This window comes from Pseudomonas sp. B21-015, from assembly GCF_024749285.1.
Classification (GTDB): Bacteria; Pseudomonadota; Gammaproteobacteria; order Pseudomonadales; family Pseudomonadaceae; genus Aquipseudomonas.
Window position 1 is genome coordinate 2984088 of sequence record NZ_CP087196.1, and the last position, 25934, is coordinate 3010021.

General features: G+C 61.2%; 22 protein-coding genes. 12 read left to right on the forward strand and 10 right to left on the reverse strand.

The window, feature by feature from the left end; translation table 11 throughout:
• Positions 1 to 14 precede the first annotated feature (14 nt).
• The 3 genes from LOY38_RS13170 to LOY38_RS13180 form a co-directional block, all read right to left on the reverse strand.
• Positions 15 to 968, reverse strand: a complete 954-nt coding sequence (locus tag LOY38_RS13170) for a PDR/VanB family oxidoreductase (protein ID WP_258700390.1) — start codon at positions 966 to 968, stop codon at positions 15 to 17.
• Between the two features lie 36 nt (positions 969 to 1004).
• Positions 1005 to 2072, reverse strand: coding sequence for an aromatic ring-hydroxylating dioxygenase subunit alpha (locus LOY38_RS13175; RefSeq protein ID WP_258700391.1), 1068 nt, complete (start codon positions 2070 to 2072; stop codon positions 1005 to 1007).
• An 88-nt stretch (positions 2073 to 2160) separates the two neighbouring features.
• Positions 2161 to 3060: an alpha/beta hydrolase gene (locus LOY38_RS13180; protein WP_258700392.1), complete on the reverse strand. Its 900-nt coding sequence runs from the start codon at positions 3058 to 3060 to the stop codon at positions 2161 to 2163.
• 123 nt (positions 3061 to 3183) lie between these two features.
• On the opposite strand from LOY38_RS13180, the gene LOY38_RS13185 reads away from it, so the two are divergent.
• Both LOY38_RS13185 and LOY38_RS13190 read left to right on the forward strand, forming a co-directional pair.
• Complete coding sequence (locus LOY38_RS13185) at positions 3184 to 4014, forward strand: p-hydroxycinnamoyl CoA hydratase/lyase (protein WP_258700393.1); 831 nt, start codon at positions 3184 to 3186, stop codon at positions 4012 to 4014.
• 164 nt (positions 4015 to 4178) lie between these two features.
• A complete protein-coding gene (locus LOY38_RS13190; protein WP_258700394.1) occupies positions 4179 to 6083 on the forward strand; it encodes a feruloyl-CoA synthase in 1905 nt (634 codons plus the stop codon).
• A gap of 53 nt (positions 6084 to 6136) precedes the next feature.
• Here the strand turns inward: LOY38_RS13190 and LOY38_RS13195 are convergent, their stop codons facing one another.
• Together LOY38_RS13195 and LOY38_RS13200 are read right to left on the reverse strand one after the other, a co-directional pair.
• A complete protein-coding gene (locus LOY38_RS13195; protein ID WP_258700395.1) occupies positions 6137 to 6628 on the reverse strand; it encodes a MarR family winged helix-turn-helix transcriptional regulator in 492 nt (163 codons plus the stop codon).
• Positions 6629 to 6706: 78 nt separating this feature from the next.
• On the reverse strand, positions 6707 to 8482 hold the full coding sequence (locus tag LOY38_RS13200; protein ID WP_258700396.1) for a sigma-54-dependent Fis family transcriptional regulator: 1776 nt from the start codon (positions 8480 to 8482) through the stop codon (positions 6707 to 6709).
• Between the two features lie 292 nt (positions 8483 to 8774).
• Between LOY38_RS13200 and LOY38_RS13205 the strand changes: the two genes are divergently transcribed.
• The 6 genes from LOY38_RS13205 (at position 8775) to LOY38_RS13230 (ending at position 17947) form a co-directional block, all read left to right on the forward strand.
• Complete coding sequence (locus LOY38_RS13205; RefSeq protein ID WP_258700397.1) at positions 8775 to 10250, forward strand: benzaldehyde dehydrogenase; 1476 nt, start codon at positions 8775 to 8777, stop codon at positions 10248 to 10250.
• 75 nt (positions 10251 to 10325) lie between these two features.
• On the forward strand, positions 10326 to 11093 hold the full coding sequence (locus tag LOY38_RS13210) for a coniferyl-alcohol dehydrogenase (RefSeq protein ID WP_258700398.1): 768 nt from the start codon (positions 10326 to 10328) through the stop codon (positions 11091 to 11093).
• Between the two features lie 178 nt (positions 11094 to 11271).
• Positions 11272 to 12921, forward strand: coding sequence for a DUF1302 domain-containing protein (locus LOY38_RS13215; protein WP_258700399.1), 1650 nt, complete (start codon positions 11272 to 11274; stop codon positions 12919 to 12921).
• Positions 12922 to 12936: 15 nt separating this feature from the next.
• On the forward strand, positions 12937 to 14298 hold the full coding sequence (locus tag LOY38_RS13220) for a DUF1329 domain-containing protein (RefSeq protein ID WP_258700400.1): 1362 nt from the start codon (positions 12937 to 12939) through the stop codon (positions 14296 to 14298).
• Positions 14299 to 14367: 69 nt separating this feature from the next.
• Positions 14368 to 15471 (forward strand): YCF48-related protein, encoded by a 1104-nt coding sequence (locus tag LOY38_RS13225; protein ID WP_258700401.1) that lies wholly within the window; start codon positions 14368 to 14370, stop codon positions 15469 to 15471.
• A 52-nt stretch (positions 15472 to 15523) separates the two neighbouring features.
• Positions 15524 to 17947, forward strand: coding sequence for an RND family transporter (locus tag LOY38_RS13230; RefSeq protein ID WP_258700402.1), 2424 nt, complete (start codon positions 15524 to 15526; stop codon positions 17945 to 17947).
• Positions 17948 to 18380: 433 nt separating this feature from the next.
• Here LOY38_RS13230 and LOY38_RS13235 read toward each other — a convergent pair whose 3' ends face one another.
• Complete coding sequence (locus tag LOY38_RS13235) at positions 18381 to 19319, reverse strand: class I SAM-dependent methyltransferase (protein WP_258700403.1); 939 nt, start codon at positions 19317 to 19319, stop codon at positions 18381 to 18383.
• A gap of 200 nt (positions 19320 to 19519) precedes the next feature.
• Here LOY38_RS13235 and LOY38_RS13240 point away from each other — a divergent pair, with 200 nt between their 5' ends.
• Entirely contained in the window at positions 19520 to 19927 is a 408-nt protein-coding gene (locus LOY38_RS13240; RefSeq protein WP_258700404.1) for a response regulator, read from the forward strand.
• A gap of 69 nt (positions 19928 to 19996) precedes the next feature.
• Positions 19997 to 20665, forward strand: a complete 669-nt coding sequence (locus LOY38_RS13245; RefSeq protein WP_258700405.1) for an HAD-IA family hydrolase — start codon at positions 19997 to 19999, stop codon at positions 20663 to 20665.
• Between the two features lie 41 nt (positions 20666 to 20706).
• Here the strand turns inward: LOY38_RS13245 and LOY38_RS13250 are convergent, their stop codons facing one another.
• Entirely contained in the window at positions 20707 to 21366 is a 660-nt protein-coding gene (locus LOY38_RS13250) for an isoprenylcysteine carboxylmethyltransferase family protein (protein ID WP_258700406.1), read from the reverse strand.
• A gap of 257 nt (positions 21367 to 21623) precedes the next feature.
• Between LOY38_RS13250 and LOY38_RS13255 the strand changes: the two genes are divergently transcribed.
• Positions 21624 to 22571 carry a pyridoxal-phosphate dependent enzyme gene (locus LOY38_RS13255; RefSeq protein WP_258700407.1) on the forward strand — a complete coding sequence of 316 codons (948 nt, stop codon included), beginning with the start codon at positions 21624 to 21626 and terminating at the stop codon, positions 22569 to 22571.
• A 44-nt stretch (positions 22572 to 22615) separates the two neighbouring features.
• On the opposite strand, the gene LOY38_RS13260 is transcribed toward LOY38_RS13255, so the two are convergent.
• Positions 22616 to 22933: a DUF2388 domain-containing protein gene (locus LOY38_RS13260; RefSeq protein ID WP_258700408.1), complete on the reverse strand. Its 318-nt coding sequence runs from the start codon at positions 22931 to 22933 to the stop codon at positions 22616 to 22618.
• 291 nt (positions 22934 to 23224) lie between these two features.
• Between LOY38_RS13260 and LOY38_RS13265 the strand changes: the two genes are divergently transcribed.
• Positions 23225 to 23731, forward strand: coding sequence for a DinB family protein (locus LOY38_RS13265; protein ID WP_258700409.1), 507 nt, complete (start codon positions 23225 to 23227; stop codon positions 23729 to 23731).
• 139 nt (positions 23732 to 23870) lie between these two features.
• Here LOY38_RS13265 and LOY38_RS13270 read toward each other — a convergent pair whose 3' ends face one another.
• Together LOY38_RS13270 and LOY38_RS13275 are read right to left on the reverse strand one after the other, a co-directional pair.
• Complete coding sequence (locus LOY38_RS13270; protein WP_258700410.1) at positions 23871 to 25265, reverse strand: HAMP domain-containing sensor histidine kinase; 1395 nt, start codon at positions 25263 to 25265, stop codon at positions 23871 to 23873.
• The gene (locus LOY38_RS13275; protein WP_048397077.1) at positions 25243 to 25926 is read right to left on the reverse strand and encodes a response regulator transcription factor; all 684 of its coding nucleotides are present in this window, start codon (positions 25924 to 25926) and stop codon (positions 25243 to 25245) included. Before LOY38_RS13275 ends, LOY38_RS13270 begins: the two co-directional genes overlap by 23 nt.
• Positions 25927 to 25934: the final 8 nt, after the last annotated feature.

The following is a 25934-nucleotide window of genomic DNA, read 5'->3' on the forward strand; positions in this document are numbered from 1 at the left end:
AGAGCGTTGCAGGCTCAGAGATCAAGCACCAGCATTGCGCTTCTGGAGCGTGAGCAGCAAGGTGTGAATTGATCATTGAGGGCCTGTTCCTCCTCGGTCAGGAACAGGTCGCGATGCTCCGGTTCGCCGGCCAGGACGCGAGTCAGGCAAGTGCCGCAGATGCCTTGTTCGCACGACATGGGAATGTCAAAGCCTTTGCCCAGCAGCACATCGATCACCCGGGTGTCGGCGGGAATCGACAGCACCTCGCCGGTACTGCTGATTTTCACTTCAAAGGCGCCATCCGCCGAATGATCCATCGGTGCGGCGCTGAAGTATTCACGGTGCAACCGCTCCTCGGGCCAGCCTTGGGTGCGGGCGCTGGCCAGAATGTACTCCATGAATCCCCCCGGCCCGCAGACGTACAGGTGGGTATCCGGCTCGGGGTTTGCCAGCACTTCGGCAGCTTGCAGCTTCTGCGCATCGGTGCCGCTGTCGTAATGAATCTGCACTTGCCCGGCAAACGCTGCCTTCGCGAGGCGCTCACCGAAGGCGGTACGCTCCGCTGAGCGAGTGCAGTAATGCAGCGTAAAATCGGCACCGATGCTGGCGAGTTTTTCGGCCATGCAGAGGATCGGCGTGACCCCGATGCCACCGGCGAACAGCAGCGTGCGGCGAGCATTGTGGCGCAGTGCAAAGAGGTTGCGCGGTTCACTGATCTGCAATACGTCGCCGACCCTGAACTGCTCGTGGATATGGCGCGAGCCACCCCTGGAGTCAGCATCCTTGAGCACCGCGATCTGGTAGCGATGCTGCTCGTGGGGAGGGTTGCACAAGGAGTACTGGCGGGTCAGTCCATTCGGCAAATGCACATCGATATGCGCGCCGGCCTCGAAGGCGGGCAGGGCGCCTCCATCGGCCAGTGCCAGTTCAAAGCTGCAGATATCCAACGCTTCGGTGTGTCTGGCGACTACTTTTACTTCGAGCATGGCGGCACCTGTTGAAAGATCCGTTAGGGGGCTGACTCAGGCGCTGGCGATCAGCGTCGAGGGGGCGGTCGGTCCGGCGGCTGTTTCCTGGGCGATGTACCTGTCAAGGACGCGCCGCGCCTGCACGCCACCGGCATCGATATTGAGCTTGAGCAGGCTGCGCTCGGGATGCGCGAGCAAGTTCTGTTGCTGGCGTTCGAGCATTTCCAGGTCTTCGGAGAAGATCTTGCCCTGGCCTTCGCGGATGCTCTCGGTGAGCGCTTGGTCCTGTGGGTTGAAGTTGCGCGCCATCCCCCAGAAGTACCAGATCGAGGTGTCGGTTTCGGGAGTGATGAAGTCAACCACAATGCTGGCGGCCTTGTGGGCGGGGTCGGCGTTGTAGCCACCTTTACCGGCGTGCGCTACACCGACTTCGATCATCACGTGGCTGGGAGGGGTGAAGCGGCAGATCTGCCAGCGGTCTACCGGAACGTCGTCGGCCAAGCCGTTGCCACGCAGGGCCATGCGCCAGAACGGTGGTGCGCCGATGTTTTCCATGTGGCGACTGGTGACCACCAGGTCGCCGTCGACAGTGGTCTTGGGCGCGGCTTCGTCGATTTCCTTTTGACCGATGCTGCTGGCATGGACGTAGGTCTCGTGGGTCAGGTCCATGAGGTTGTCGATCATCAAGCGATAGTCGCAGTTGATGTGAAAGAGCCCGCCGCCGTAGGCCCAATCCGGGTGGTCGGCCCATTCCAGAGGGTGAATCGAGGTGGGGTCGGCAAGGGCCTGGTCACCGGTCCAGACCCAAATGAAGCCGTAGCGCTCTTCAACGGCAAAGGCGCGGATGGCGGGGAAACCACGGACACGCTGCCCCGGCATTTCCAGTGTTTTTCCGTCACAGCCCATGGTCAGGCCGTGATAGCCGCAGATCAGCTTGCCGTCCTCGACAAAACCCAGAGACAGCGGAGCGCCACGGTGTGGGCAGAAGTCTTCAAGGGCCGCCACACGACCCTCCGGGCCACGGTAGAAAACGATTTTCTCACCACAGATCTGCCGGCCCAGGGGCTTTTCCTGGATTTCATCGGGCGTGCAGGCAACGTACCAGGCATTTCTCGGGAACATGATGAAGGTCTCCTTGGGGTATTTGTTTTTATTGGCTCAATAGTTATATATGGTAACTATGTTCGTCAACCTAAAGCCCGGGCCGATGTCAACGACCCAGGTGCCGAAGAAGAAAGGCGCTGATCTGGTCCAGTGCGCGGCGGGCTTCTTCGAGTTGATCGCCCATGCTCTGGAAGACATGAATCATCCCCGGCCAGACGTCCAGGTGTACCGCCACTTCGGCGGTGGCCAGGCGGCTGGCGAGCCGGGTTGAGTCGTCCAGCAGGCATTCCCGACTGCCGACCTGGATCAGCACTGGCGGCAGGCTTTGCAGGTCGCCGTATAGAGGGGAGGCCAGCGGATTCAGTGGCTCGGCGCCCTGCAGATAGGTGTCGGACATCAGGGTCTTGCCAGCAAGCGGGCCGAGCAATGGATCTCGATCCTTCTGCAAGTTCCAGGACTCACCGGTCTGAGCCATGTCCACCCAAGGCGACATCAGTACCGCAGCCGCCGGCAGCGGCAAACCAGCGGCCTTGGCGGCCAGCATCAGGGCCATGCACAGACCGCCGCCGGCACTGTCGCCGGCCAGTACCAGGTGCTCGGCGCTCACACCTTTTTCGAGTAGTGCGCGGTAGACCCCCAGAGCGTCCTGTATGGCGGCCGGAAAAGGGTGTTCCGGAGCCAGGCGGTAATCGATGCAAAGGGTACGAATCCGGCTGCGGGCCGCCAATTGGCTGATGAGCGGGCGATAGGCCCGGGCACTGCCGAATGAGTAGCCTCCGCCATGCAGGTACAGCAACACGAAGTCAGGCCGGGTATCGGTGGGAATGGCCCAGAGCCCGCTGACGCTGGCCAGGCTGGCGGACTCGAAGGTCACGCCCTCGGCACAGGAGGCGGCACCGAAGAGCTGTTCGGCCTGTTGACGTTGTTGATCGGTCGTCAGCGAGCTGAGGGGGGGCAGTTTGCTGAGTTGTTCGATGAGGCCGTCGATGTTGTTGTTAGGGGGCATGTGGTCTCCGGGGCGCGCTTTGTGGGTTAAACAAGTTAGCTGTGATAATAGTTAATTGACATAACTAAATTAGCAAGATAATTTCGCTTCATCCACAGCGAACAACAACAGAGGGTGTGTGAAATGAGCAATTACGAAGGCCGTTGGCAGACCGTTAAGGTCGACGTCGAAGAGGGCATCGCCTGGGTCATCCTGAACCGACCGGAAAAACGCAATGCCATGAGCCCGACCCTGAATCGGGAAATGGTCGAGGTGCTCGAGGTGCTTGAGCAGGACGCGGATGCCAAAGTGCTGGTGTTGACCGGTGCCGGCGAGGCCTGGACGGCGGGGATGGACCTCAAGGAGTATTTCCGTGAGGTCGATGCCGGGCCGGAGATTCTCCAGGAGAAGATCCGTCGCGAGGCGTCGCAATGGCAATGGAGGCTGCTGCGCATGTACAGCAAGCCGACCATCGCCATGGTCAATGGCTGGTGTTTCGGCGGTGGTTTCAGCCCGTTGGTGGCGTGCGATCTGGCGATTTGCGCCGACGAGGCCACCTTCGGCCTGTCGGAAATCAACTGGGGCATTCCACCGGGCAACCTGGTCAGCAAGGCCATGGCCGACACCGTAGGCCACCGTCAGTCGCTGTACTACATCATGACCGGCAAGACCTTCACCGGGCAGAAGGCTGCCGAGATGGGGCTGGTCAACGAGAGTGTGCCGCTGGCGCAGTTGCGTGAAGTCACCCTGGAACTGGCTCGGAACCTTCTGGAGAAAAATCCGGTGGTGCTGCGCGCCGCGAAGATTGGCTTCAAGCGTTGCCGCGAGCTGACCTGGGAGCAGAACGAGGATTACCTGTATGCCAAGCTTGATCAGTCACGTCTGCTCGATACCGAAGGCGGACGCGAGCAGGGCATGAAACAGTTCCTCGATGACAAAAGCATCAAGCCCGGCTTGCAGAGCTACAAGCGCTGATCGCCTTCCCCGGGCGCATCCCGGGGTTGACCAAGCTGTTCGAATAATCACAAAAACAAGCTGTTCAACAAGGTCATAACAAGCACAAGGTAGCGGCCTGGCGCCGCAATGCGCTGCAGATGTCCCGCTCTTGCGAGCCGGCATGAATCGCAGCGCGACCCTTGATGGAGGAAGGCGAAGTGAGTGTCGAGCCCCAATCGCAGTCGGTTTTGTCCACCGCTGCCCAGCCGATTTACCGCCGCGTATCCATCGGCCGTGCACCGATTCAGGTGCGCGAGGATGAGAGCGGCATCCTGCATATGCAAGCGTTGGAGCCATTGAGTCCGCTGCCTCAACGCTTGCTGGATCGTCTGGTGCACTGGGCCAGTATCTGCCCGGAAAAAACCTTTATCGCCGCGCGTCAGCAAGGGGGAGAGTGGCGGCACATCAGCTATGCGCAGATGCTTCAGAGCACCCGAGCCATTGCCCAGAGCCTGCTCGGCTACGGGTTGTCCGCCGAGCGGCCGCTGGTGATTCTTTCAGGCAATGACCTGGAGCACATTCAGTTGGCCTTCGGTGCGATGTACGCGGGCATTCCCTATTGCCCGGTGTCGCCGGCCTATTCCCTGCTGTCGAAGGACCTGGCCAAGCTTCGGCATATTGTCGACCTGCTGCAGCCGGGGCTGGTGTTCGCGGCCGACGCGCAACCGTTCCAGCGGGCCATTGAAACCCTGCTAGCGGATAGCGTTCCCCTGATCTTCACCCAAGGCCGATTGGCCGGTCGCCCGTGCGTCTCTTTCGACAGCCTGCTCAGTGAACCGGGGGGCGCCGAGGCCGATGTGGCGTTCAGGGCGACCGGGCCTGACAGCATCGCCAAGTTCCTGTTCACCTCCGGTTCGACCAAGCTGCCCAAGGCGGTGCCGACGACCCAGCGGATGCTCTGTGCCAATCAGCAGATGCTCCTGCAGACCTTTCCGGTGTTCGGCGAAGAGCCGCCGGTACTGGTTGACTGGCTGCCCTGGAACCACACCTTCGGTGGTAGCCACAACGTCGGCATCGTCTTGTACAACGGTGGCAGTTTCTATCTGGACGACGGCAAACCGACGGCTCAAGGGTTCGCCGAAACCTTGCGCAATCTCAAGGAGATTTCACCGACGGCTTATCTCACGGTGCCCAAGGGCTGGGAGGAACTGACGCGCGCGCTGGAGAACGACGGTGAGTTGCGCGAGCGCTTTTTTTCCCGGATCACCTTATTCTTTTTTGCCGCCGCCGGGTTGTCGCAAAGTATCTGGGATCGGCTCGATCGGGTTGCCGAGGCCCATTGTGGCGAACGCGTGCGCATGATGGCCGGGCTGGGCATGACTGAAGCCGCGCCTTCTTGCACCTTCACTACCGGACCGTTGTCGATGGCCGGTTACATCGGGCTGCCGGCACCAGGCTGCGAGGTCAAACTGGTCCCGGTGGATGGCAAACTCGAGGGCTGTTTCCGTGGCCCGCATGTCATGGCCGGGTACTGGCGCAACCCTGAACAGAACGCCGAGGCGTTCGATGCACAAGGCTATTTCCGTTCGGGTGATGCGCTCAAACTGGTCGATGTAAACAACCCGCAACTGGGGCTGATGTTCGACGGCCGCATCGCCGAGGACTTCAAGTTATCGTCGGGTGTGTTTGTCAGCGTCGGCCCGTTACGCAATCGTGCGGTACTGGCGGGTGGGCTGTATGTACAGGATGTGGTGGTCGCCGCGCCTGATCGAGAGTGCCTGGGATTACTGGTTTTCCCCCGGTTGGCGGATTGCCGGACACTGGCCGGACTGGCCCGCGATGCATCGGATGCCCAGGTGCTGGCGGCAGCGCCGGTGCGCAACTGGTTCTCCCATTGGTTGCACCGCTTGAACGACGAAGCCACGGGTAACGCCACGCGGCTGCAATGGATCGCTCTACTGGTGGAGCCACCTTCGATCGATCTCGGCGAGATCACCGACAAAGGTTCGCTCAACCAGCGAGCAGTCCTGCAATGGCGTGCGGCGAAGGTCGATGCGCTGTATCGCGGTGAAGACGACAGCCTCATCTACGACGGTAACGGTTTGTAGCCGTATCAGCTGAGCCTGTGGGAGCGGGCTTGCTCGCTCCCACCATGGGATCCTCACTCAGCGTTTTCGTTGTGATAAACCTTGTGCAGCAACGCCAGCAACTGCTGGCGTTCGACCGGACTCAGGCTTGAGGTGGCGGTGATGTCACTCTGGGCTGCGATCTCCTTGAGTTGTTTGAGGAGTACTTCCCCGGCTTTGCTCAAAAAGATGCCGTACGAGCGCTTGTCAGGTTTGCAACGAACCCGCACCGCCAGGCCACGGCTTTCGAGCTTGTTCAGCAACGTAACCACTTGTGGCGGCTCAATGGTCAGTGCGCGGGCCAGATCGGTTTGCATCAGCCCTGGCTCACTCTCGATGATCACCAATGCAGAGAACTGTGCCGGGCGCAGGTCGAACGGGCGAAAGTCTTCGATCAACTGCTGGAACATTTTCAATTGCGCGCGGCGCAGGGCATAGCCAATCAGCGAATCCAGAGAAGCGTCCAGTGGAACGTTCTCGTCAGGAGCGGCAAGCGCTTGGGTGGTGGCGCCAGGCTTTCTGGGCATGAGGTGAGAATCCTTGAGCTTCATAGTTAACATCGTTAATCATTTTCGCACTGTTCACCGTGCACTGACCAGCCTGAATCAGGCCGAGGCTTGTCGGTACTTCTTCAGTCGGTAAGCAAACTGCGCGCGGCTCAGCCCTAGCAGTCGCGCGGCGGCGGCGAGATTGCCTTCACTCTTTTGCAGCGCTTCGTCGATCAGGCGCGACTCAAGCCCTTCAATGGAGAAGCCGTGTTCCAGGCGAGCCAGGGTTTCCAGCAAGGCTGGATGCGGCTGTGTGCCGGCGGGACTTTGGTCGATTGCTGCGAGGCTGCCATTACCGTCCAGAGAGTACGCCTCCTGCGGCATGGGTTCGTTGCGAAACAGGTGGACCAGATCGATGGCTTGACCGTCTTCGCTGGCGATCAGGCCGCGCTCCACCAGGTTTTGCAGTTCCCGTACGTTGCCCGGGAAGTCATAGCGCAACAACACCTTGAGCGCGCGCATGGTCAGCCCGGCGGGCTTGCGGGCATAGGCCTGACAGAAGCGCCGCAGGAACGCGTTGACCAGCAACGGGATGTCGTCGCGACGTTCGCGCAGTGGCGGCAGGGTGATGGGGTAGACGTTCAGCCGGTAGAACAGGTCCTCGCGAAAGTCTCCCGCCGCCACGGCCTTGCGCAGGTCGACATTGGTGGCCGCCACCACCCGGACGTCAACCTTGATCGGCTGACTGCCGCCGATGCGCTCGATCTCGCGCTCTTGCAATGCACGCAGCAACTTGCCCTGGCCCGGCAGGCTCAGGCTGGCGATTTCGTCGAGGAACAGGGTGCCGCCATGGGCGCGCTCGAAGCGTCCGGGGCGCGAATGGCTCGCGCCGGTATAGGCGCCGCGTTCGACACCGAACAGTTCCGCCTCGATCAAATTGTCCGGGATCGCGGCGCAGTTGAGGGCCACGAAAGGCGCTTGATGGCGGGGGCTGAACTGGTGCAACTGACGGGCGAACAACTCCTTGCCGACCCCGGACTCGCCGCTGAACAGCACCGTGGCAGGCGTCGGCGCAACGCGCTGCAAGGCGAGGGTCGCGGCGTTGAAGGCTGCGCTGGCGCCAATGGGTTTTTGCCCGCCGGATAGTTCGCTGTCGTCGTCCTGGGGGGCGGGCGCCGGGGCTGGACGTTGTCTGGGGGCGACGCCGGAGGGCGAGGCGGTGAGATAACTCAGGTCCTGTTCGACATCGCCCCATTGCTCGGCGGTCTTGCCGATCACCCGGCAGCACTCATGGCCCATGCCCCGGCATTCGGTTTCACGGAAGATCACCAGACGGCCGAACAGCCCGCTGACATAACCGATGGCATAGCCCAGTTCGGTCCAGCACACCGGGTCCTGACCGATCCCGTACGCGGCGATATGTTCATCGGCCTCACAGGAGTGGTGCCAGAGGAATTCACCTTCGTAGAAGCCTGAGTCGGCGTCGAATTTGAAGTGCAGGGGTTCGACCTTGGTCATGCCTTCGAGTGTATGCAGACGCGTGCCGGCCGAGAAAATGGCCGCGGCGTCGGCGTCTGGCCAGCGCTCGCGGATCAATCGCGCATCCCGTGCGCCGGACAGATAGCCGGTGCGGGTAAACAGACCGCGGGTTTGCTCCAGCCCCTGGCGGTCGATGATCTCCCGCCGCAGCGCGCCGAAGGATGAACTGTGCAACAGCAGCATGCGCTGGTCGTTGAGCCAGATACGTCCGTCGACGGGGGAAAAGAACAGGCACTCGGCTAACTCGGCCAGGGTCGGTGAGTTGCCCTCGGCCAGTTGCGTGCTGTCTCCTCGGGGCGAGAAATGCTCATCCTGCACCGTGAGATGAGGAAGCAGCGAATGGGGATTATTCATTGTTATGCCCCTGAGCGAGTCGACTGATCGAAATGATCAGTTAGCAAAACAGTTATTAAACATAACTTTATCATTTGGACAAGTGGCGGGATGCCACCCCTGCGCCGAACACCTTGTCCTATTTGTCAGTGCTCCTCCCAAGCCAGCAGGCCAGAGCCTTCGCCACCTAAAGCGCGGCGCAATGCAGAAAGTCGGCACAGCCCTTGCTCTACAGCTTTCACGACGCAGACGACCTACATCGTTTAGTAAGGCCGCGTCAGGCAATTACAAACACAAGAGCCGGGAGACCGAAATGTCGGTAAGTGAACCATCTGATTTTCTGCGGGACGAGCTGTGGTGCGAGCGCATCTTCAATGGCGACTGGATACGTCCTTTGGGCGGCAGCAACAGCGTCATCGAACCGGCCACCGGTGAGGTGCTGACCGTCACAGGTTTGGCCGATGCGGCGGACATCGCGTTTGCCAGCCTGAACGCTGCCCGTGCTCAACCGGCCTGGGCGGCCTTGGGGCCACGGGAACGCGCCGGGATCTTTCGCAAAGCCGCAGCACTGGCCCAGCAACACTTTGCCGAGCTGGCGCTGTACATCGCTCGGGAAAGTGGCGGCAGCCTGTTCAAGGGTGAACATGAAGTCCGTGAGGCGATCGTCTTGCTGCATCAGGCTGCCGGCCTGCTGTCGCAGCCCCATGGCCTGGTCCTTCCCAGCGAGGCGGGACGTTTGTCTTATGCGCGCCGGCTGCCCCATGGCGTGGTCGGGGTGATCTCGCCCTTCAACTTTCCTCTGGTGCTGTCCCTGCGTTCAGTGGCACCGGCGCTGGCGGCCGGCAACGCCGTGGTGCTCAAGCCCGATCCGCAGACCCCGGTCAGTGGCGGTTTCATTATTGCCCGGTTGTTCGAGGCGGCCGGTCTGCCCAAGGGGCTGTTGCAGGTTTTACCGGGCGCCGCAGTGGCCGGTGAGGCCCTGTGCCGCGACCCGCATGTCCGGATGATCGCGTTCACCGGTTCGACGGCGGCCGGGCGCAAGGTCGCGGAGGTGGCCGGGCGTCATCTGAAAAAAGTCGCCCTGGAGCTGGGCGGCAAGAACTCGCTGATCGTGCTCGAGGATGCCGATCTCGAGCTGGCAGCCAGCAACGCCGCGTGGGGTGCCTGGCTGCACCAGGGCCAGATCTGCATGGCCACCGGACGCATCCTGGCCCATGAGTCAATCGCGCAAGAGCTGATTCGCCGGCTGGCAGAGAAGGCACGGGCGATCACGGTCGGCAATGCCGCTCGTGGCGAGGCGGTACTGGGGCCTTTGATCAACAAGCGGCAGTTGCAACGCGTGCATGAAATCGTCACCGAGAGTGTGAAGGCCGGGGCAACTCTGGAAGCCGGCGGCGAGTTTGAACGGCTCTTTTACCAACCGACGGTACTTTCCGGCGTGCGCCCGGGCATGCGCGCATTCGACGAGGAGATCTTCGGCCCGGTCGCCACGGTGGTGAGTTTTGCCAGCGACGAGGAAGCCATCGAATTGGCCAGCCACACCGAATATGGCTTGTCCGCGGGGATCATTTCGCCTTCGGTCGGGCGCGCGATGGCGATTGGCGAGCAACTCAATTGTGGTCTGCTGCACATCAACGATCAGACGGTGGCCGACGAGTGCATCAATCCATTCGGCGGACGCGGCAGCTCGGGAAATGCCGGCAGCGTTGGCGGCCCGGCCGACTGGGACGAATACACCCAATGGCAATGGGTGACGGTCAAGGACACCGCGCCGCGCTACCCGTTCTGACGGGCCAGCTTTTTTACCGGGGCCGACGAGATGGGTCGGCCCACCGAGTGCACAAAAATAATAAGAGGACTCAACATGAAACTCGACAACAAGATGGTGCTGGTGACCGGAGTCTCCTCGGGTATCGGCGCCGCCACTGCAAACCTGCTGCGCGCCCACGGCGCCCACGTGATTGGCGTGGATCTGAAGGCCCCGCACATGACCCTGGACGGTTTTGTGCAAGGTGATTTAAGCAGTGCCGAGAACATCGACCGGCTATTGCCGCAGTTACCGGCACGGATCGACAGCCTGTGCAATATCGCCGGGGTGCCGGGCACCGCAAACCCGCAACTGCTGGCGAAGGTCAACTACCTGGGGCTGCGTCACCTGAGCCGCGCATTGCTGCCGCGCATCAACGCTGGCGGCAGCATCGTCAATATCGCCTCGATCCTCGGCGCCGAGTGGCCGTTACGCCTGGAACAGCACAAGGCGTTGGCGCGCATCGAAGAGTTCGCCGCCGCGCAAGCCTGGCTGGCCGAGCACCCGGTACCGGACGAGACCTGCTACCAGTATTTCAAGGAAGCCTTGATCGTCTGGAATTACCTGCAGGCCCAGCCCTGGTTTCTCGAACATTCAGTGCGCATGAACAGCGTGGCGCCGGGCCCGGTGTTCACACCCATCCTCGGCGACTTCGTGAGCATGCTCGGTGAAGCACGGACCCAGGCCGATGCCCATCGCATGAAACGCCCCGGTTATGCCGATGAGGTGGCGGCGGTGATCGCTTTCCTGTGTGCCGACGAGTCGCGCTGGATCAACGGCGTCAACCTGGCAGTCGATGGCGGACTGGCCTCCACCTACATCTGAAACGCTGTGGTGAGGGGGCTTGCCCCCGTTCGGCTGCGAAGCAGTCGTAAAACCGGCACACGAGTCTCTTGAGAGAACTCGTTGCCTGAATTCAGGGCCGCTGCGCGCCCCAGCGGGGCAAGCTCCCTCGCCACACGTGCAAAGCCATGCCAAAAAATAAAAATAATGAGGAGCGTCCATGAACAACGTTAAACGTTGCTTTCGTTTCAAGCATTGCGCCCTGTTTCTGGCGTTATGCAGCGCAGGCGTGATGGTCGAAAGGGTCGAGGCCATGCAAATGGAGCTCGGGGATTCCGACTGGAAACTGCGTTGGGACAACACCATCAAGTACAGCCAGGCCTGGCGTCTGCAAGGTCAGGACAGCCGATTGGTCAACGCGCCGACCGCCAACGGCCTGTACCCCTCTATCCAGAGTCAGGGCGATAAAAACTTCAGCAGCGGCCTGGTCTCCAACCGTCTGGATCTGTTCTCCGAAATGGACCTCAGCCGGAAAAACTATGGGCTGCGCGTGAGCGGCGCGGCCTGGTACGACGATATCTATAACCAGGACACCGACAGCAGCGAGCAAACCCATTTCCTCAGTGAAACCCGCAAGCTCCACGGTCGCGACGCTGAAATTCTCGACGCCTTCGTGTTCCTGCGCGGTGACCTGGGCGAAGACTCCCAGGGCGTGGTGCGTCTGGGGCGGCACAGCCTGATCTACGGTGAAAGCCTGTTCTACGGTGGCAACGGCATCGCCAATGCCCAAGGCCCGACCGATGTGGTCAAGTTGCTCAGCGTGCCGGGCACCCAGTTCAAGGAGATCCTGCGTCCGGTCAATCAGATCTCCGGGCAGTTGCAGATCAACCCGCAGTTGTCGGTGGGTGCCTACTACCAGTTCGAGTGGGAGCGCTCCAATCTGCCCGGTGCCGGCAGCTACCTGAGCGATGTCGATGCTATCGGCTACGGCACCGGTTCGCTGCGCGAAGTGTTCGGCAACGACACGGTGAATGGCGGTGATTTGAAACCGCGAAATTCGGGGCAGGGCGGTATGCAGATTCGCTTCAAACCCACCGGGACCGAGCTGGAGCTGGGTTTCTATGCCGCGCAGTATCACGACAAAACCCCGATTGGCCTGTATGCCTACCTCGACGGTGCAGCCGCGGCGGCCACCGGGTTGCCGATCCTGAGTTCCTATCGTCAGGTCTACGCCGAAGATATCAAGACCGCCGGCGTCAGCTTCTCCACCGCTTATGGGCCGTTCAACTTTGCCGGTGAAACCTCCGTGCGCTGGAATGCGCCGCTGGTGAGCAACCTGCAAGTGGTGACCCCAGGCATGGAGGCCGATGGCGGCGATGACTCACTGTTTGCCCGGGGCAAAACCGCTCACGCCAACCTGTCGGCGATTTACCTGCTATCGCCGACGGCTTTCTGGGACGGCGGCTCGGCACTGGCCGAACTGGCGTGGAACCGCACCCTGAGCGTCACCGAGAACGCCGCCGCGCTGGATGCCAACACCACCCGCGATGCCACGGCGCTCCGGGTATTGGTGGAGCCTGCGTACTTCCAGATTGTCGACGGGATCGACCTGACCGTGCCGATCGGCATGGGCGTGGTGCTCGACGGGCGTTCTTCGGCGGTCAACAAGTCAGGCTTCGGCAATACCCATTCCGGCGACTGGAGTGTCGGGCTCAAGGCCACCTACCTGCAGCGCTGGGATGTCGGCCTCAACTACGTGAACTTCTTCGGCGCACCGAAAGCCGGGCTGCGCGAGGACGGCAATTTCAGTTACGGGCAGTCGCTGGCCGACCGCGACTTCGTCTCGCTCTACGTGAAAACCTCATTCTAATAAGGTGGATTCGCCATGCAGAACAATGCTTTCCTGAACACTTGCGTCCTCACCCTGGCCCTGGCTGGCATCAGCCTGGCGCAGGCAGCGGTATCGCCTGAGCAGGCTGCACGTTTGAAGTCTGAACTGACGCCTCTTGGCGGCGAGCGCTCCGGCAACGCCGATGGCAGCATCCCGGCCTGGGATGGCGGCTACACCAAGGCCGCGCCGGGCTACAAACCGGGTGACAAACGTCCTGATCCATTCGCCGGCGAGAAGCCGCTGTATTCGATCAAGGCCTCGAACATGGAGCAGTACGCCAGCGTGCTGGCCGAAGGCACCAAGCTGCTGCTGAAGAAATACCCGGACTATCGCCTGGACATATACCCGACCCATCGCTCGGCGGCAGCCCCGCAATGGGTGTATGACAACACCAGCAAGAATGCCACCCGTGCCACGCTGGATGTGGAAACCGAAAAAGTCGCCAGCGCCTATGGCGGCATTCCGTTCCCGATCCCGGAGAACGGCGCGCAAGTGCTGTGGAACTACCGGTTGTCCTGGCAGGGCGGCGAGACCATCAGCTCGCCGTTCGATACCTGGCTGATGACCGCCGGTGGCAAGAAGGTCCAGGCGACCCGAGCCCTGTTCAGCTATCAGTTTCCCTACTACTCGGAAAGCGGCAGCCTGGAAAATTTTGCCGGCAAGTACCAGGTTGGCAAGCTGCTGACCGAACTGCCGTCATCCAAGGCCGGCGAAGGCTTGATGACCCATTGGGACATGGACCCGGCCAACCGTGCGGCCTGGCAGTATCTGGTCGGTCAGCGCCGGGTACGCCGAGCGCCGAACATCGCCTACGACACCCCGGACTTCGTCACCTCTGGCGTCGGTCTGTTTGACGAAGCGTTCATGCTGTTCGGGCCTACCGACCGCTACGATCTCAAGCTTGCGGGCAAGAAAGAACTGATCGTCCCCTACAACAATAATCGCGCTGGCCTTGCCAAGAGCGACGACTTGGTCAAACCGAACTTTCTCAATCCTGATCTGGTGCGCTGGGAGAAGCATCGGGTCTGGGTGGTCGAGGCCACGCTCAAATCCGGCAAGCGCCATGTGGTGCCGCATCGAACCTACTACGTCGACGAGGACTCCTGGCAGATCCTGATGGTCGACGGGTATGACGCCCAGGGCAAACTGGGACGGCAGATGTATTCGCTGACGCTGCTGGCGCCAGACCTGCCGGCGCTCACTGCGCAAGTCATGTGGGGCAGCTACAACCTCGATACCGGCGCCTACTTCCTTAACTCTTCGAGCAACGATCTGGCGGTCCAGTACCAGACGATCGCAAAACCTTCAGCTTCCTATTACACACCGGACGCCATGGCCAACGAAAACATGCGTTGAACCATGGAGCGCCGTGACGAGCGAAAAGCTCGTCGCGGTCGCTAGCGATTTTCCAGGCAGGATAAAGACATGAACGTTGAAAAAATCTTTGCGAGTTTTGGTCTGCGATGGAGTGCCTGCGCGCTGGCGTTGTGTCTGTTGGCGAGTACCTCCATCGCTGCGCAGGCCGTGCCGTTCGCGGTACTGCAGCAGCCGGCACTGCCGACCGCCAAGGCCGCGCGTGCGGTATTGCTTGGGTTGGCCCGGGCTGGAGAGCGCCTGGTGGCGGTCGGCGAGCGCGGCATCGTGCTGCTCTCGGATGACTCTGGAATGACTTGGCGCCAGGCCCGTGTGCCGGTCAGCGTCAGCCTGACCGCGGTGCAATTCGTCGATGCCGAGCAGGGCTGGGCGGTCGGTCATCTGGGCGTGGTGTTGCACACCGAGGACGGTGGCGAAACCTGGCACAAGCAACTCGACGGTGAGCGTGCCGCCGCGCTGGCGGTGCAGGCCGCGGAGCGCGATGCCGATCAACCGGGCGGTGCCAGCAACCTTGCGCAGGCACGGCAGATGCTCGACGACGGGCCGGATAAACCGTTTCTCGACCTGTACTTCAGTGACCGCCTGCATGGCTACATCGTTGGCGCCTACAACCAGATCTATCGCACCGACGACGGCGGGCAAAGCTGGCGGCCGTGGATGCTGCATGTGAACAATCCGCAGGGCCTGAACCTGTATGGGATCCGCGCTTCGGGTAACGACCTGCTGCTGGTGGGGGAGCGCGGTTTGCTGTTGCGATCCTCCGATGCCGGGCATTCGTTCCAGGCCCTGAAGTCACCTTATGAAGGCAGCTTTTTCGGTGTGCTCGGCACTCGCGGCGGAGCCTTGATTGCCTATGGTTTGCGCGGTAACGCCTGGTGGTCCGATGACCGTGGTGGCAGTTGGCGACGGCTCGACACCGGCATCGAATCAACGTTGGCGAGCGCCATCGAACTGCGCGATGGCAGCCTGCTGTTGGCCAGCCAGAGCGGTGAATTGTTGTTCAGCCATGACCAGGGTCGCAGCTTCGACAAACGTCAGAGCCGTAGCGGCGGGACGGTCGCCGCCCTGCAACAGGCGGCCGACGGCAGCCTGGCCAGCGTCGGTTTGAGTGGCGCGGCGGCTGACCAGGACCCGCGGGCCTCCGGCAAACCTTGAAACTTCACGGTGTAGCGCTAGCGGGCCATGGCCCGTGCAACAGGAGTCAGACTTGAAAGACGACAAAACCCAAACCGTGATCGGCCGCCTGGAAGACTTCGACCAGGCGTCGGGCAACTTCGCTGAGCGGATGATCTTCAATCATCGGCCGCTGGTGATCCTGCTGTGTCTGCTGGTGACCCTGGTGCTCGGCTGGCAAGCCACGCGCATCGGCATCAATGCCAGCTATGAGAAGACCATCCCGACCGGCCACCCCTATGTCGCCAACTTCCTGGAGAATCGCAGCGAGCTGAGCGGCCTGGGCAACGCGTTGCGAATCGCCGTGGAGGTCAAACAGGGCAGCCTCTTCACCAAGGACTACCTCGACACCCTGGCCCGGCTCAACGACGAGCTCTATCTGCTGCCGGGTGTCGACCGGCCTTACATGAAATCGTTATGGACCCCGACCACGCGCTGGACCGCCGTGACCGAGGAGGGGCTCGATGGGGGCACCGTGATCCCCGACGACTACGATGGTTCGGCGGCCAGTATCGAACAGGTGCGAACCAACGTCGCCCGTTCCGGTGAAGTGGGTCAACTGGTGGCCGGTAACTTCAAGTCCAGCGTGATCTTCGTGCCATTGCTTGAAATCAGTCCGCAGACCGGCAAAGCCCTGGACTACGGCGAGTTTTCCCGGCAGCTGGAAGCCCTGCGGGACAAATACCAGACCGATGACCTGCGAATCCACATCACCGGTTTCACCAAGATCGTCGGCGACCTGATCGAGGGGCTGACCCAGGTCTTGTTGTTCTTCGTGATGGCGGTGCTGGTGACTGTGGTGGTGCTTTACGGCTACACCCGCTGCGTGCGCAGCACTCTGGTGGTGGTGACCTGTTCGCTGGTGGCGGTGCTCTGGCAGATGGGCCTGCTCGCGATGCTGGGGTATGAACTGGACCCATACTCGGCGCTGGTGCCGTTTCTGGTGTTCGCCATCGGCATGAGCCATGGCGCGCAAAAGATGAACGGCATCATGCAGGACGTCGGTCGCGGCACCCACCGGGTGGTGGCCGCGCGTTATACCTTTCGCCGCCTGTTCGCCGCCGGCATGACCGCTTTGCTCTGCGATGCGGTGGGTTTCGCGGTGTTGCTGCTGATCAACATCCGGGTGATTCAGGATCTGGCGATTACCGCGAGCCTCGGCGTGGCGGTACTGATCTTCACCAACCTGATTCTGCTGCCCATCCTGCTCAGCTACATCGGGGTCAGCCCGGCAGCGGCGCAACGCAGCCTGAGTTCGGAAACCGCCGAGTTGCAGGCGCAGATCAAGCATCCGTTGTGGCGTGTGCTCGATTTGTTCACCCAACGGCGCTGGGCCATTGGCGCCATGCTGGGCGGCCTGCTGCTGGCTGCGTTCGGTTTTGCCGTGAGTCTGCACCTGAAAATCGGCGATCTCGATCCCGGCGCCCCGGAGTTGCGCGCCGACTCGCGCTACAACCAGGACGCACTGTTCATGACCCGCAACTATGCGGCCAGCTCGGATATTTTCGTGGTCATGATCAAGACGCCGGAAGATCAGTGCACGCGCTACGCCAGCCTGTCCGCGGTGGACGCGTTGGCCTGGCGACTGGAGCAACTGCCAGGCGTGGAGTCGACCACCTCGATGGCGGCGCTGAGCAAGATCGCCACGGCCGGTTACAACGAAGGCAACTTCAAATGGTATGAGCTGATCCCCAATGACGGTGCGCTGGGCGCAGTGCAGACCAGGGCCCCGCGGGAGCTGTTCAATCAGGGCTGTTCGATGCTGTCGCTGTACGTTTACCTGGCCGATCACAAGGCCGATACCCTGAATCGGGTGGTGGAGGCCAGCGAGAAATTCATCAGCGAGCATCAGGTGCCAGAGGTCAAGTTCATGCTGGCCGCCGGCAGCGCCGGGATCGAAGCCGCGACCAATATCGTGGTGAAAAAATCCATGCGCGAAATGCTGTTCTGGGTCTACGGCGCGGTCAGCCTGTTATGCCTGGTGACCTTCCGCAGTTGGCGCGCAACCCTGTGCGCGATGCTGCCACTGATGCTCACCTCGATTCTTTGCGAGGCGCTGATGGTGGGTCTGGGCATGGGGGTGAAAGTGGCGACACTGCCGGTCATCGCACTGGGCGTGGGCATTGGTATCGACTACGCACTCTATGTCTTGAGTGTGATCCTGGCTCGAATGCGTGCCGGTGACACCCTGGCTCAGGCGTATTACCAGGCACTGTTATTCACCGGCAAAGTGGTCTTGCTGACCGGCATGACACTGGCGGTCGCGGTATCGACCTGGGCCTTCTCACCGATCAAGTTCCAGGCCGACATGGGCATCCTGCTGGCCTTCATGTTCCTGGTGAACATGCTCGGCGCCTTGATCTTGCTGCCGGCACTGGCCTGGTGGCTGCTGCCGCAGAAGGTCTTTGCAAAGAAGCCTGAAACGAACCTGCTTGCGCAGTTAGTCAAGGAGCGTTGAAGGGCTGAGGTAATGCCGGTCAGTTAAGCGCAATCCTATGTGGGGGCGCTTAAGTGAGCAGCATTATGGTCGGATGCCGAGCTTTATGGGGGCTGCAATTCTTGCAGGCAAAAAAGAGCCTCGAGGCTCTTTGATGGGGAGGAAGTAGAGCCCAGAGGCTCAAGATGCGCATGAAACAAGTGGTGAGCTTATTGGGGTTCAGTTCACCCACCACCTACGCAACGGCTTTAACCTCCAACCGCTGCGTATCATCATCGTAGGAAGCCACGGGTTCGCGCTCAAGTACCATTAGTCTAATCCCCCCGGCCATGACTCAACGTCAAAAGATCGCAGCCTTCGGCAGCTCCTGCATTGGAATCGCGTACACCCGTGAAATATCGGGGCGGGCACAAATTCTGTGAGCTGCCGAGGGCTGCGATCCTTTGATCTTCAATTAACCCTGCCTGAACACCAACGCCTTCAACCCGCACTCAACATCGGCATCGGGAAACTCCGGCGGATTGTCCAACCGCTGCTCAAACCGCAGGCTCGGCGCTTCGCGGGTAACGCCGTCGATGAGAAAGTCCGCACCAAAGGCCGGGTCGTTCATGCAGGCCAGTACCGTGCCTTGCGGGCTGAGCAATTCCGGCAGACGGCGCAGTACGCGCTGGTAATCCTTGGTCAACAGAAAGCTGCCTTTCTGAAAGGACGGCGGGTCGATGATCACCAGGTCGTACGGGCCCTTGCCGATCACCTTGCCCCAGGACTTGAACAGGTCGTGGCCGAGAAAACTCACTTTGCTCAGGTCGTGCCCGTTGAGCCGGTGATTGTCGCGACCACGGCTCAGGGCCGGGCTGGACATGTCCAGATTGACCACCTGCGACGCCCCTCCCTCGATGGCCGCCACCGAGAAGCCGCAGGTATAGGCGAACAGGTTCAACACCCGCTTGCCATGCGCATTGGCCCGCACCCAATCACGGCCGTAGCGCATGTCGAGAAACAGGCCGGTGTTCTGTTTGCGGCCCAGGTCCACCCGATAATGCAAGCCGCCCTCGGTGATCGTCATCTCGTCGATTGGCTCCCCGAGCAGCCATTCGCTGGTGCTTTCCAGCAGGTAGCGATGTTGCAGCAGCAAGGTATGCGCGCCGGATGTCTTCCACGCAGGCGATTGCGTGATCGCCATCAGCCGCTGCTTCAAATCATCCAGTTGCGCCGCTTGCGGTTCCTTGAACACGCATACCAGGACCACGCCCTGCAGCCAATCGACGGTCAACTGTTCCAGTCCCGGCCAGCAGCGGCCACGGCCGTGGAACAGCCGACGGGTTTCTGCGGGGGCGTCCGCAAGCGCGGTCAGCAAATGGTCGTGAAGGACGGAGAGGGCGTCTGGGTTCATCGGGCAAGGTCGGCAAAGTAGAAGGGGCGGCATTTTAACCACAATTATGCGCTGACAAACGGTCGTGTTTGTCGGCCTGGACGCAGAATGTCCAAGTCAGGTGTATCAAAAATGAATTTCCGCGCAGTCCACTGCTCATACCTGTAGGGGGCGGGTTTGGGCCTGCGAAATCATTTACGTAATCAGGGAGTGGCACAGTCATGAGTCCAGTATCGACGGCGGGCAAACACTTGTCTGACGATTTGATTCTTGTGGTTGAGGACGACCCGTTGATCCTGGAGTTTCTTTGCGAAATTCTTCAGGAAGAGGGCTTTGCGGTTGAACCGCAGGTCAGCGCGGATGCTGCGTCGCAGTTTCTGGAGCAACACGCTCCGCAGGTGGGACTGCTGCTGACGGACATCACCATGCCGGGCAAACTCAATGGCGCGGACTTGGCCAATCAGTTTGGCGACCGTTGGCCAGACAAACCGATCATGATCATGTCCGGCTTCGAAACTCCGAAAAGTGCCGGGGTCAAGCACCCGGTTTCGTTCATCAAGAAACCCTGGGCGGTGGGGCAGTTGCTCGATTGTGTGCAAAGCGCCTTGCAGTCGAGCCGCACCTTGTAGGAACTGCCGCAGGGGTGGTGTACATTGGCCGACAATACTTGCCTGGTTCTTGCGAAAGGAAGTCGCCCTTTGTCTGTGAACACATCCCTGCTCAACAGGTCATACCGAGCCTTCTTGTTCGATATGGACGGCACCGTCCTCAACTCGATCGCCGCCGCCGAGCGGATCTGGACGATCTGGGCCCTGCGCCACGGCGTCGATGTCGAGACCTTTCTGCCGACCATTCATGGCGTTCGCGCGATCGACACTATCAACCGTCTGGCCTTGCCCGGGGTGGACACTGAAGCTGAAGCCGCATGGATCACCGAGGCGGAAATCGACGATGTGGAGGGGGTTGTCGAGGTGTCCGGCGCGGCGAGTTTCCTCAAATCGCTGCCCGCCAACCAATGGGCCATCGTTACCTCCGCGCCACGAGCGCTGGCCCTGCGCCGAATGGCGGCGGCCGGTATTCCCGAGCCGGATGTGATGGTCACCGCCGAAGACGTCAGCGCCGGCAAACCCGACCCTGCGGGCTATCGGTTGGCCGCCCGTCGACTGCAAGTGGAGCCCGCCGAGTGCCTGATCTTCGAAGATGCCGCCGTCGGTATTCGCGCAGGCGAAGCGGCGGGTGCCAACGTCATGGTTATCACCGCGACGCATGTCCATCCGCTCCAGACCCCGCATGCCACCCTGGCCAGTTATGACGTGGTCGAGGCACGAGTGGATATCGACAACCAAATCAGCCTGTACACAATCTAATGTGGGAGCGAGCAAGCCCGCACACAGTTGATGGTGATCGGTCAGTAAACCCCGGGAATCAATCGCCAGCTACGGGCGCAGTAAGCCTCGTATTCACTGCCGAACTGCGCATGTAACAGGGCTTCTTCGGAGCGAATGCGTGCGATCAGCGGGATCAACGTCAACGCCACCAATAGCAACCCGACACCGGAACGAAAAGCCAGCGCCCAACCCACGGCATTGATCAGCAGGCCCAGATAGCTAGGGTTGCGCACGTTCCGATAAATCCCGTCGGTGACTAGGCGGTGCCCCGGTTGAATCGCCACCAGTCCACTGAAACGTTTGCCCAGCACAAACACCGGCCACATCCGCAGCGCGCCGCCGCCGATGAACAGCAGCGCCCCCAGCCAACGTACGCCCTCACCACCGAAGGTCCAGACGTCGATCCGGTCGGTGTAGGCCGGCAGATACCCGCTCAACAACCCAAGCACCCCGAAAACCGGCAGCACCCAGCGATTGGCCCGGTCTTCACGTTCACCGGAGCTCAGGTTGCCCTCGCTGAACAAGGATAAAATTGCCATCACCAGGGTTGCCAGCGCAATGACCACCAGCGGCGGGTGGGAGAAAAAAACCGCCAACCCGCCCAGCCCGAACACCGCGAGAGCGAGGTAGGCAAGGGTGGTGGTGAGGGTGAAAAACGCGAGTTTGGCCGAAATTTTCATGACTGACTTCGCAAAAAGGGCATATGACCAGTGTAGGAGCTGCCGAAGGCTGCGATCTTTTGATCTTTCGGGCGGTGTTGGTAGGTGCAAATCAAAAGCAGAATCAAAAGATCGCAGCCTGCGGCAGCTTCTACGGGGGGCCGCGCGTTATGAGGACGGTAGTCGTGAACTAAGCTTGGATAAGGATGAGCCTGTCCGTTCCCCCCCTGGCTTGTTGAAAGATCTCAACGAGCCGGTGCTGCCACAAGGAGCACACGATGCTTCACATCAGAACGCCTCTGATTCTGCACCCAGGCCTGTCGACCCCGGCCCGGCGAATCTGGCTCAAGCTGGAAAACCTGCAACCCAGCGGCTCGTTCAAACTGCGCGGCATGGGCCTGCTGTGCAGCCAGGCAGCGGAGCAGGGCAAGCGCAAAGTCGTCTGTCCTTCCGGTGGCAACGCCGGTTTGGCCACCGCCGTGGCCGCCGCCAGCCTTGGGCTGAAAGCCTGCATTGTGGTGCCGAACACTACCCCGGAAACTACCCGCGCCAGGATCAGGAAAGCCGGTGCCGAGGTGATTGTCCACGGCAAGGTCTGGGACGAAGCCAATCAACGGGCGAAAGAACTCGCACAGGGTGCGGACACCGAATATGTGCCGGCCTTCGATCACCCGGTGTTGTGGGAAGGACACAGCACGATGATCGATGAAATCCTCGAGGACTGTCCTCAGGTCGATGTGTTGGTGACGTCGGTGGGGGGCGGCGGATTGCTGGCGGGTCTGCTCACCGGACTGATCCGTCATCAGCGCATGGATTGTCGAATCGTTGCGTGCGAAACCCAGGGCGCGGCGTCTTTCGCGGCCGCCGTCAGTGCCGGGCACCCGGTCAGACTGCCGCGTATCGACACCGTCGCCACATCACTCGGCGCGGCGCAAGTGGCCGCCTGGCCGGTGCAGCACATCCTTGATTTTACGCACGAATGCGTGGTGCTCAGCGATGATGAAGCGATCATGGGGGTGGTTCGTTACGCCAACGACCTGCGGCAGTTGGTCGAGCCGGCGTGCGGTGTTTCATTGGCGGTGGCGTACCTCGACCACCCGGCGATTGCCGACGCCCATGATGTGGTGATTGTGGTGTGCGGCGGCGTCAGCATCAGCGCGCAGTTGGTTGCCGGCTGGGCACGCCTGTCCGTCGGGGTCGAGAAAAACAGCGCTGAAGCAAAGTAGGGCTGGAAACGCTATCCAGCCCCTATCGCTTACGTTTGCAGACGTTAGTTACCTGCTGAAATGCCTTCCTGAACGAGGATCGCTCTGGCCAGGTCTTCGTCGCTGGCCTTGAGGCCGGGATGATTTTGGCGAATTTCCTTCAACACCGACTCCAGGTAAACGCCACGGATCGTACCGCCACTGGCGACGAAACTGGAGGCGTCATCCCGGGCGGGAATGGCCATTTTGTGATCCTTGAACGTCGAATACAGCGATGCGGAAACCCCGGCCGAGGTGGCGACATCGCCCGCATCCACACGGGCCATGGCCGAACCAAAGGGCAAACAGAGCACGAGTGAAGAGACTAATAGCAGACGGCGCATGACGGTGTCCTCTGAAAGCGTGAAGCGTAAAAGAATTACCACATATTTTAGGATTCCTGGTGGCGGTCAGGAGTTCCCTGGCGAAGTCATGTATGCACCAGCGGCACGTTCACCCGTCAGTTCGGTCGTCATGCGATCCGTAGCAGCCTTCGGCAGCTGCTACGCAGATCGTTTGTAACGGTGATGTGGTCATGATCGCCCGTTAACGAGGATTCCGGTGATCGGCGGCTGCGATGCCGATCGCCACGGGGCTATTCTTGGCAATGCGCCCATCGACATGGGAGACCTCTGATGATCAACGTACGCACTGCCCGCATGCTCACCGATTACAGGCGCTGGGCCGATCAGCGACTCTTCGACAGCCTCATGGCGCTGCCACCTGAGGAGCTCAACCGCAAACGGTTGTCGGTGTTCAACAATATGATCGGTACCTTGAACCACATCTACGTGGTGGACTGCATCTGGCAAGCCCACCTGGAGGGCCGGGGGCACGACTTCAAAACTTCCCATGACCTGCTCCATACCGAGCTTGCCGAGCTGAGAATGGCGCAACAGGAGATCGATCAATGGTTCTGTGGATGGAGCTCGGCCCAGACCGATGACTCGTTGGATGAACCCATCGAATTCACCTCCGTGTCGGGGGAAAACGGGGTCATGAGCGCCGGTGCCATGCTGTTGCACGTGGTTAACCACGCCAGTTATCACCGGGGCTGGGTGATCCAGATGTACTTCGAGATTCCGGCGATGCCGCCGATCACCGACCTGTCAGTGTTTCTGCGCGAGGTGCCAGGGTATTGAGTCTTGGGGCCTAAGCAAATCCTGTGGGAGCGGGCTTGCCCGCGATAGCGGAGTGTCAGGCGACATAATTTTCTCTGTCAGGCCGCCATCGCGGGCAAGCCCGCTCCCACAGGTTATGTGTCAGTTCAGGAGATTTGGGTCAGGCCTGAGAAATCAGGCTCTGCCGGCAATCGAGCACCAACTGCGCGCCACCCAGCTCGCTGCTGCCCACTTCCAGCGTAAACCCATGCAGGCTGACAATCGCCGCGACGATCGACAGCCCCAGCCCGAAACCGCTTTGCGGGTTGCCACCTTCGGCGCGATAGAAACGCTGAAACACCGCCTCACGCTCGGCCAGCGCAATGCCGGGACCGGAGTCGAGCACTTCAATCCGCGTGTGCCCAGCGTCATTCACCCCACGCAAAATCACCTGGCCACCCGGCGGCGTGAACTTGATCGAGTTGCTCAGCAAATTCGCCACGGCCTCGAACAACAGCGCCCGGTCACCGTTCAGTCGGGGCAGGGATTCGGGCAGTTGCAGTTCAAAGGTCAACTCACCTTCTTCCGCCAGCGGCAGGTAAAAGTCATGCAGCTCTTGCAGCAACGGCACCGGGTCCAGTTGCACGAAACCCGAACGACGCTGGCGATCTTCCAGCTCGGAAATCCGCAGCAAGCCACGAAACCGCGCCATCAAGGTATCCGCCTCGCCGAGCACGGAATCCAGTTGCACGGCCAGCGTCGATCCGTCATCGGCCTGCTGCTGAATCCGGTACAGCTGGGCCCGCAGGCGCGTCAGCGGCGTGCGCAGGTCGTGGGCGATGTTGTCGCATACGCCCTTGACCTCGTGCATCAAGCGCTCGATGCGTTCGAGCATGGCGTTGACGATGGCGGCGAGCATGTCCAGCTCGTCGCGGCGATTGGACAGTGGCAGGCGTCGGGTCAGGTCGCCGGCGACGATGGCTTCGGCGCAGGCCTGGATCGCCCGGATCCGCCGCAGCGGGCGCCGCCTTAACAAATGCCAACCGGCGATGCCGGGCAGAATGGTCAGCGACACGCCCCACAGCAGCGCGTGCAGGATGATCCGGGTCACGGCAAACAATGAACCGTTTTCCCGCACCAGCACCAGCCAGCGCCCGTCCAGGGTGCGGGTCGCCACGGCGTCGCAGCTGTCGGAGGGCAGGGTCGGGTCGTCGGACTCGGCGCAGTCGCCAAGCATGTGAATCTTGCCGTCCAGCGGCAGGCCTTCGGGGATCTGGCGCAGGGCACCGCTGAGGTAGCGCTGCTGGTCATCGAACAGGCCATAGGCATCGATGCCGCGAATGTCGAAGGTCATGCTGGCGGCGAGGGCGTCCACCAGTTGCTCGCCCTGGAAGCGTGAAAACAGATGCTGACGTTGCATCAGCGAATGCTTGGCCAGGGTGTCGAGGTAGCTGGACACCTCGTAGTACATCACCCCCATGAGAATCCCGCTCCAGGCCACGAACAGCGAGCTGTAAAGCGCCAGCAAGCGGCTGCTGGAGGAGCGCCAGCCTTTAGAGGGGTTCAGCAATGACATAACCCGAGCCTCGCACGGTCCGAATCAGTGGGACTTTGCCTGGCGGGTCGATCTTCTTGCGCAGACGGCCGATGTGCACGTCGATCAGGTTGGTGCCAGGGTCGAAGTGATAACCCCAGACTTCTTCGAAAATCATCATCCGCGACAGAATCTGCCCGGTGTTGCGCATCAGAAACTCCAGCAACTTGTACTCGGTGGGCAATAGCGTCAGCAACTGGCTGTCGCGGCTGGCTTCGTGGCTGATGAGGTTCAGCTCCAGATCGGCCACGCGCAATGTGGTGGCCTGGGCCGTCACGGTGTTCTGCCGGCGCAGCAAGACTTCTACCCGGGCGGCCATTTCATCGGTGGCGAACGGCTTGGTCAGGTAATCATCGCCGCCGGCGCGCAGGCCGCGAACCCGTTCATCAACGTCGGAGAGGGCGCTGATCATCAGGATCGGCGTGGCCACGCCCATGGTGCGCAGGGTGGTGACAATCGCCAGGCCATCGAGCTCCGGCAGCATGCGGTCGAGGGTGATCAGGTCGTAGTCGCCGCTGACCGCACGCGCCAGGCCTTCACGGCCATTGTCGACCCAATCCACGTCAAGGCCGTGGCTACTCAGTTCGGCGACGATTTCCCGGGCGGTCACAGCGTCGTCTTCGATGGTCAAGATGCGGGTCATAGGGCTTG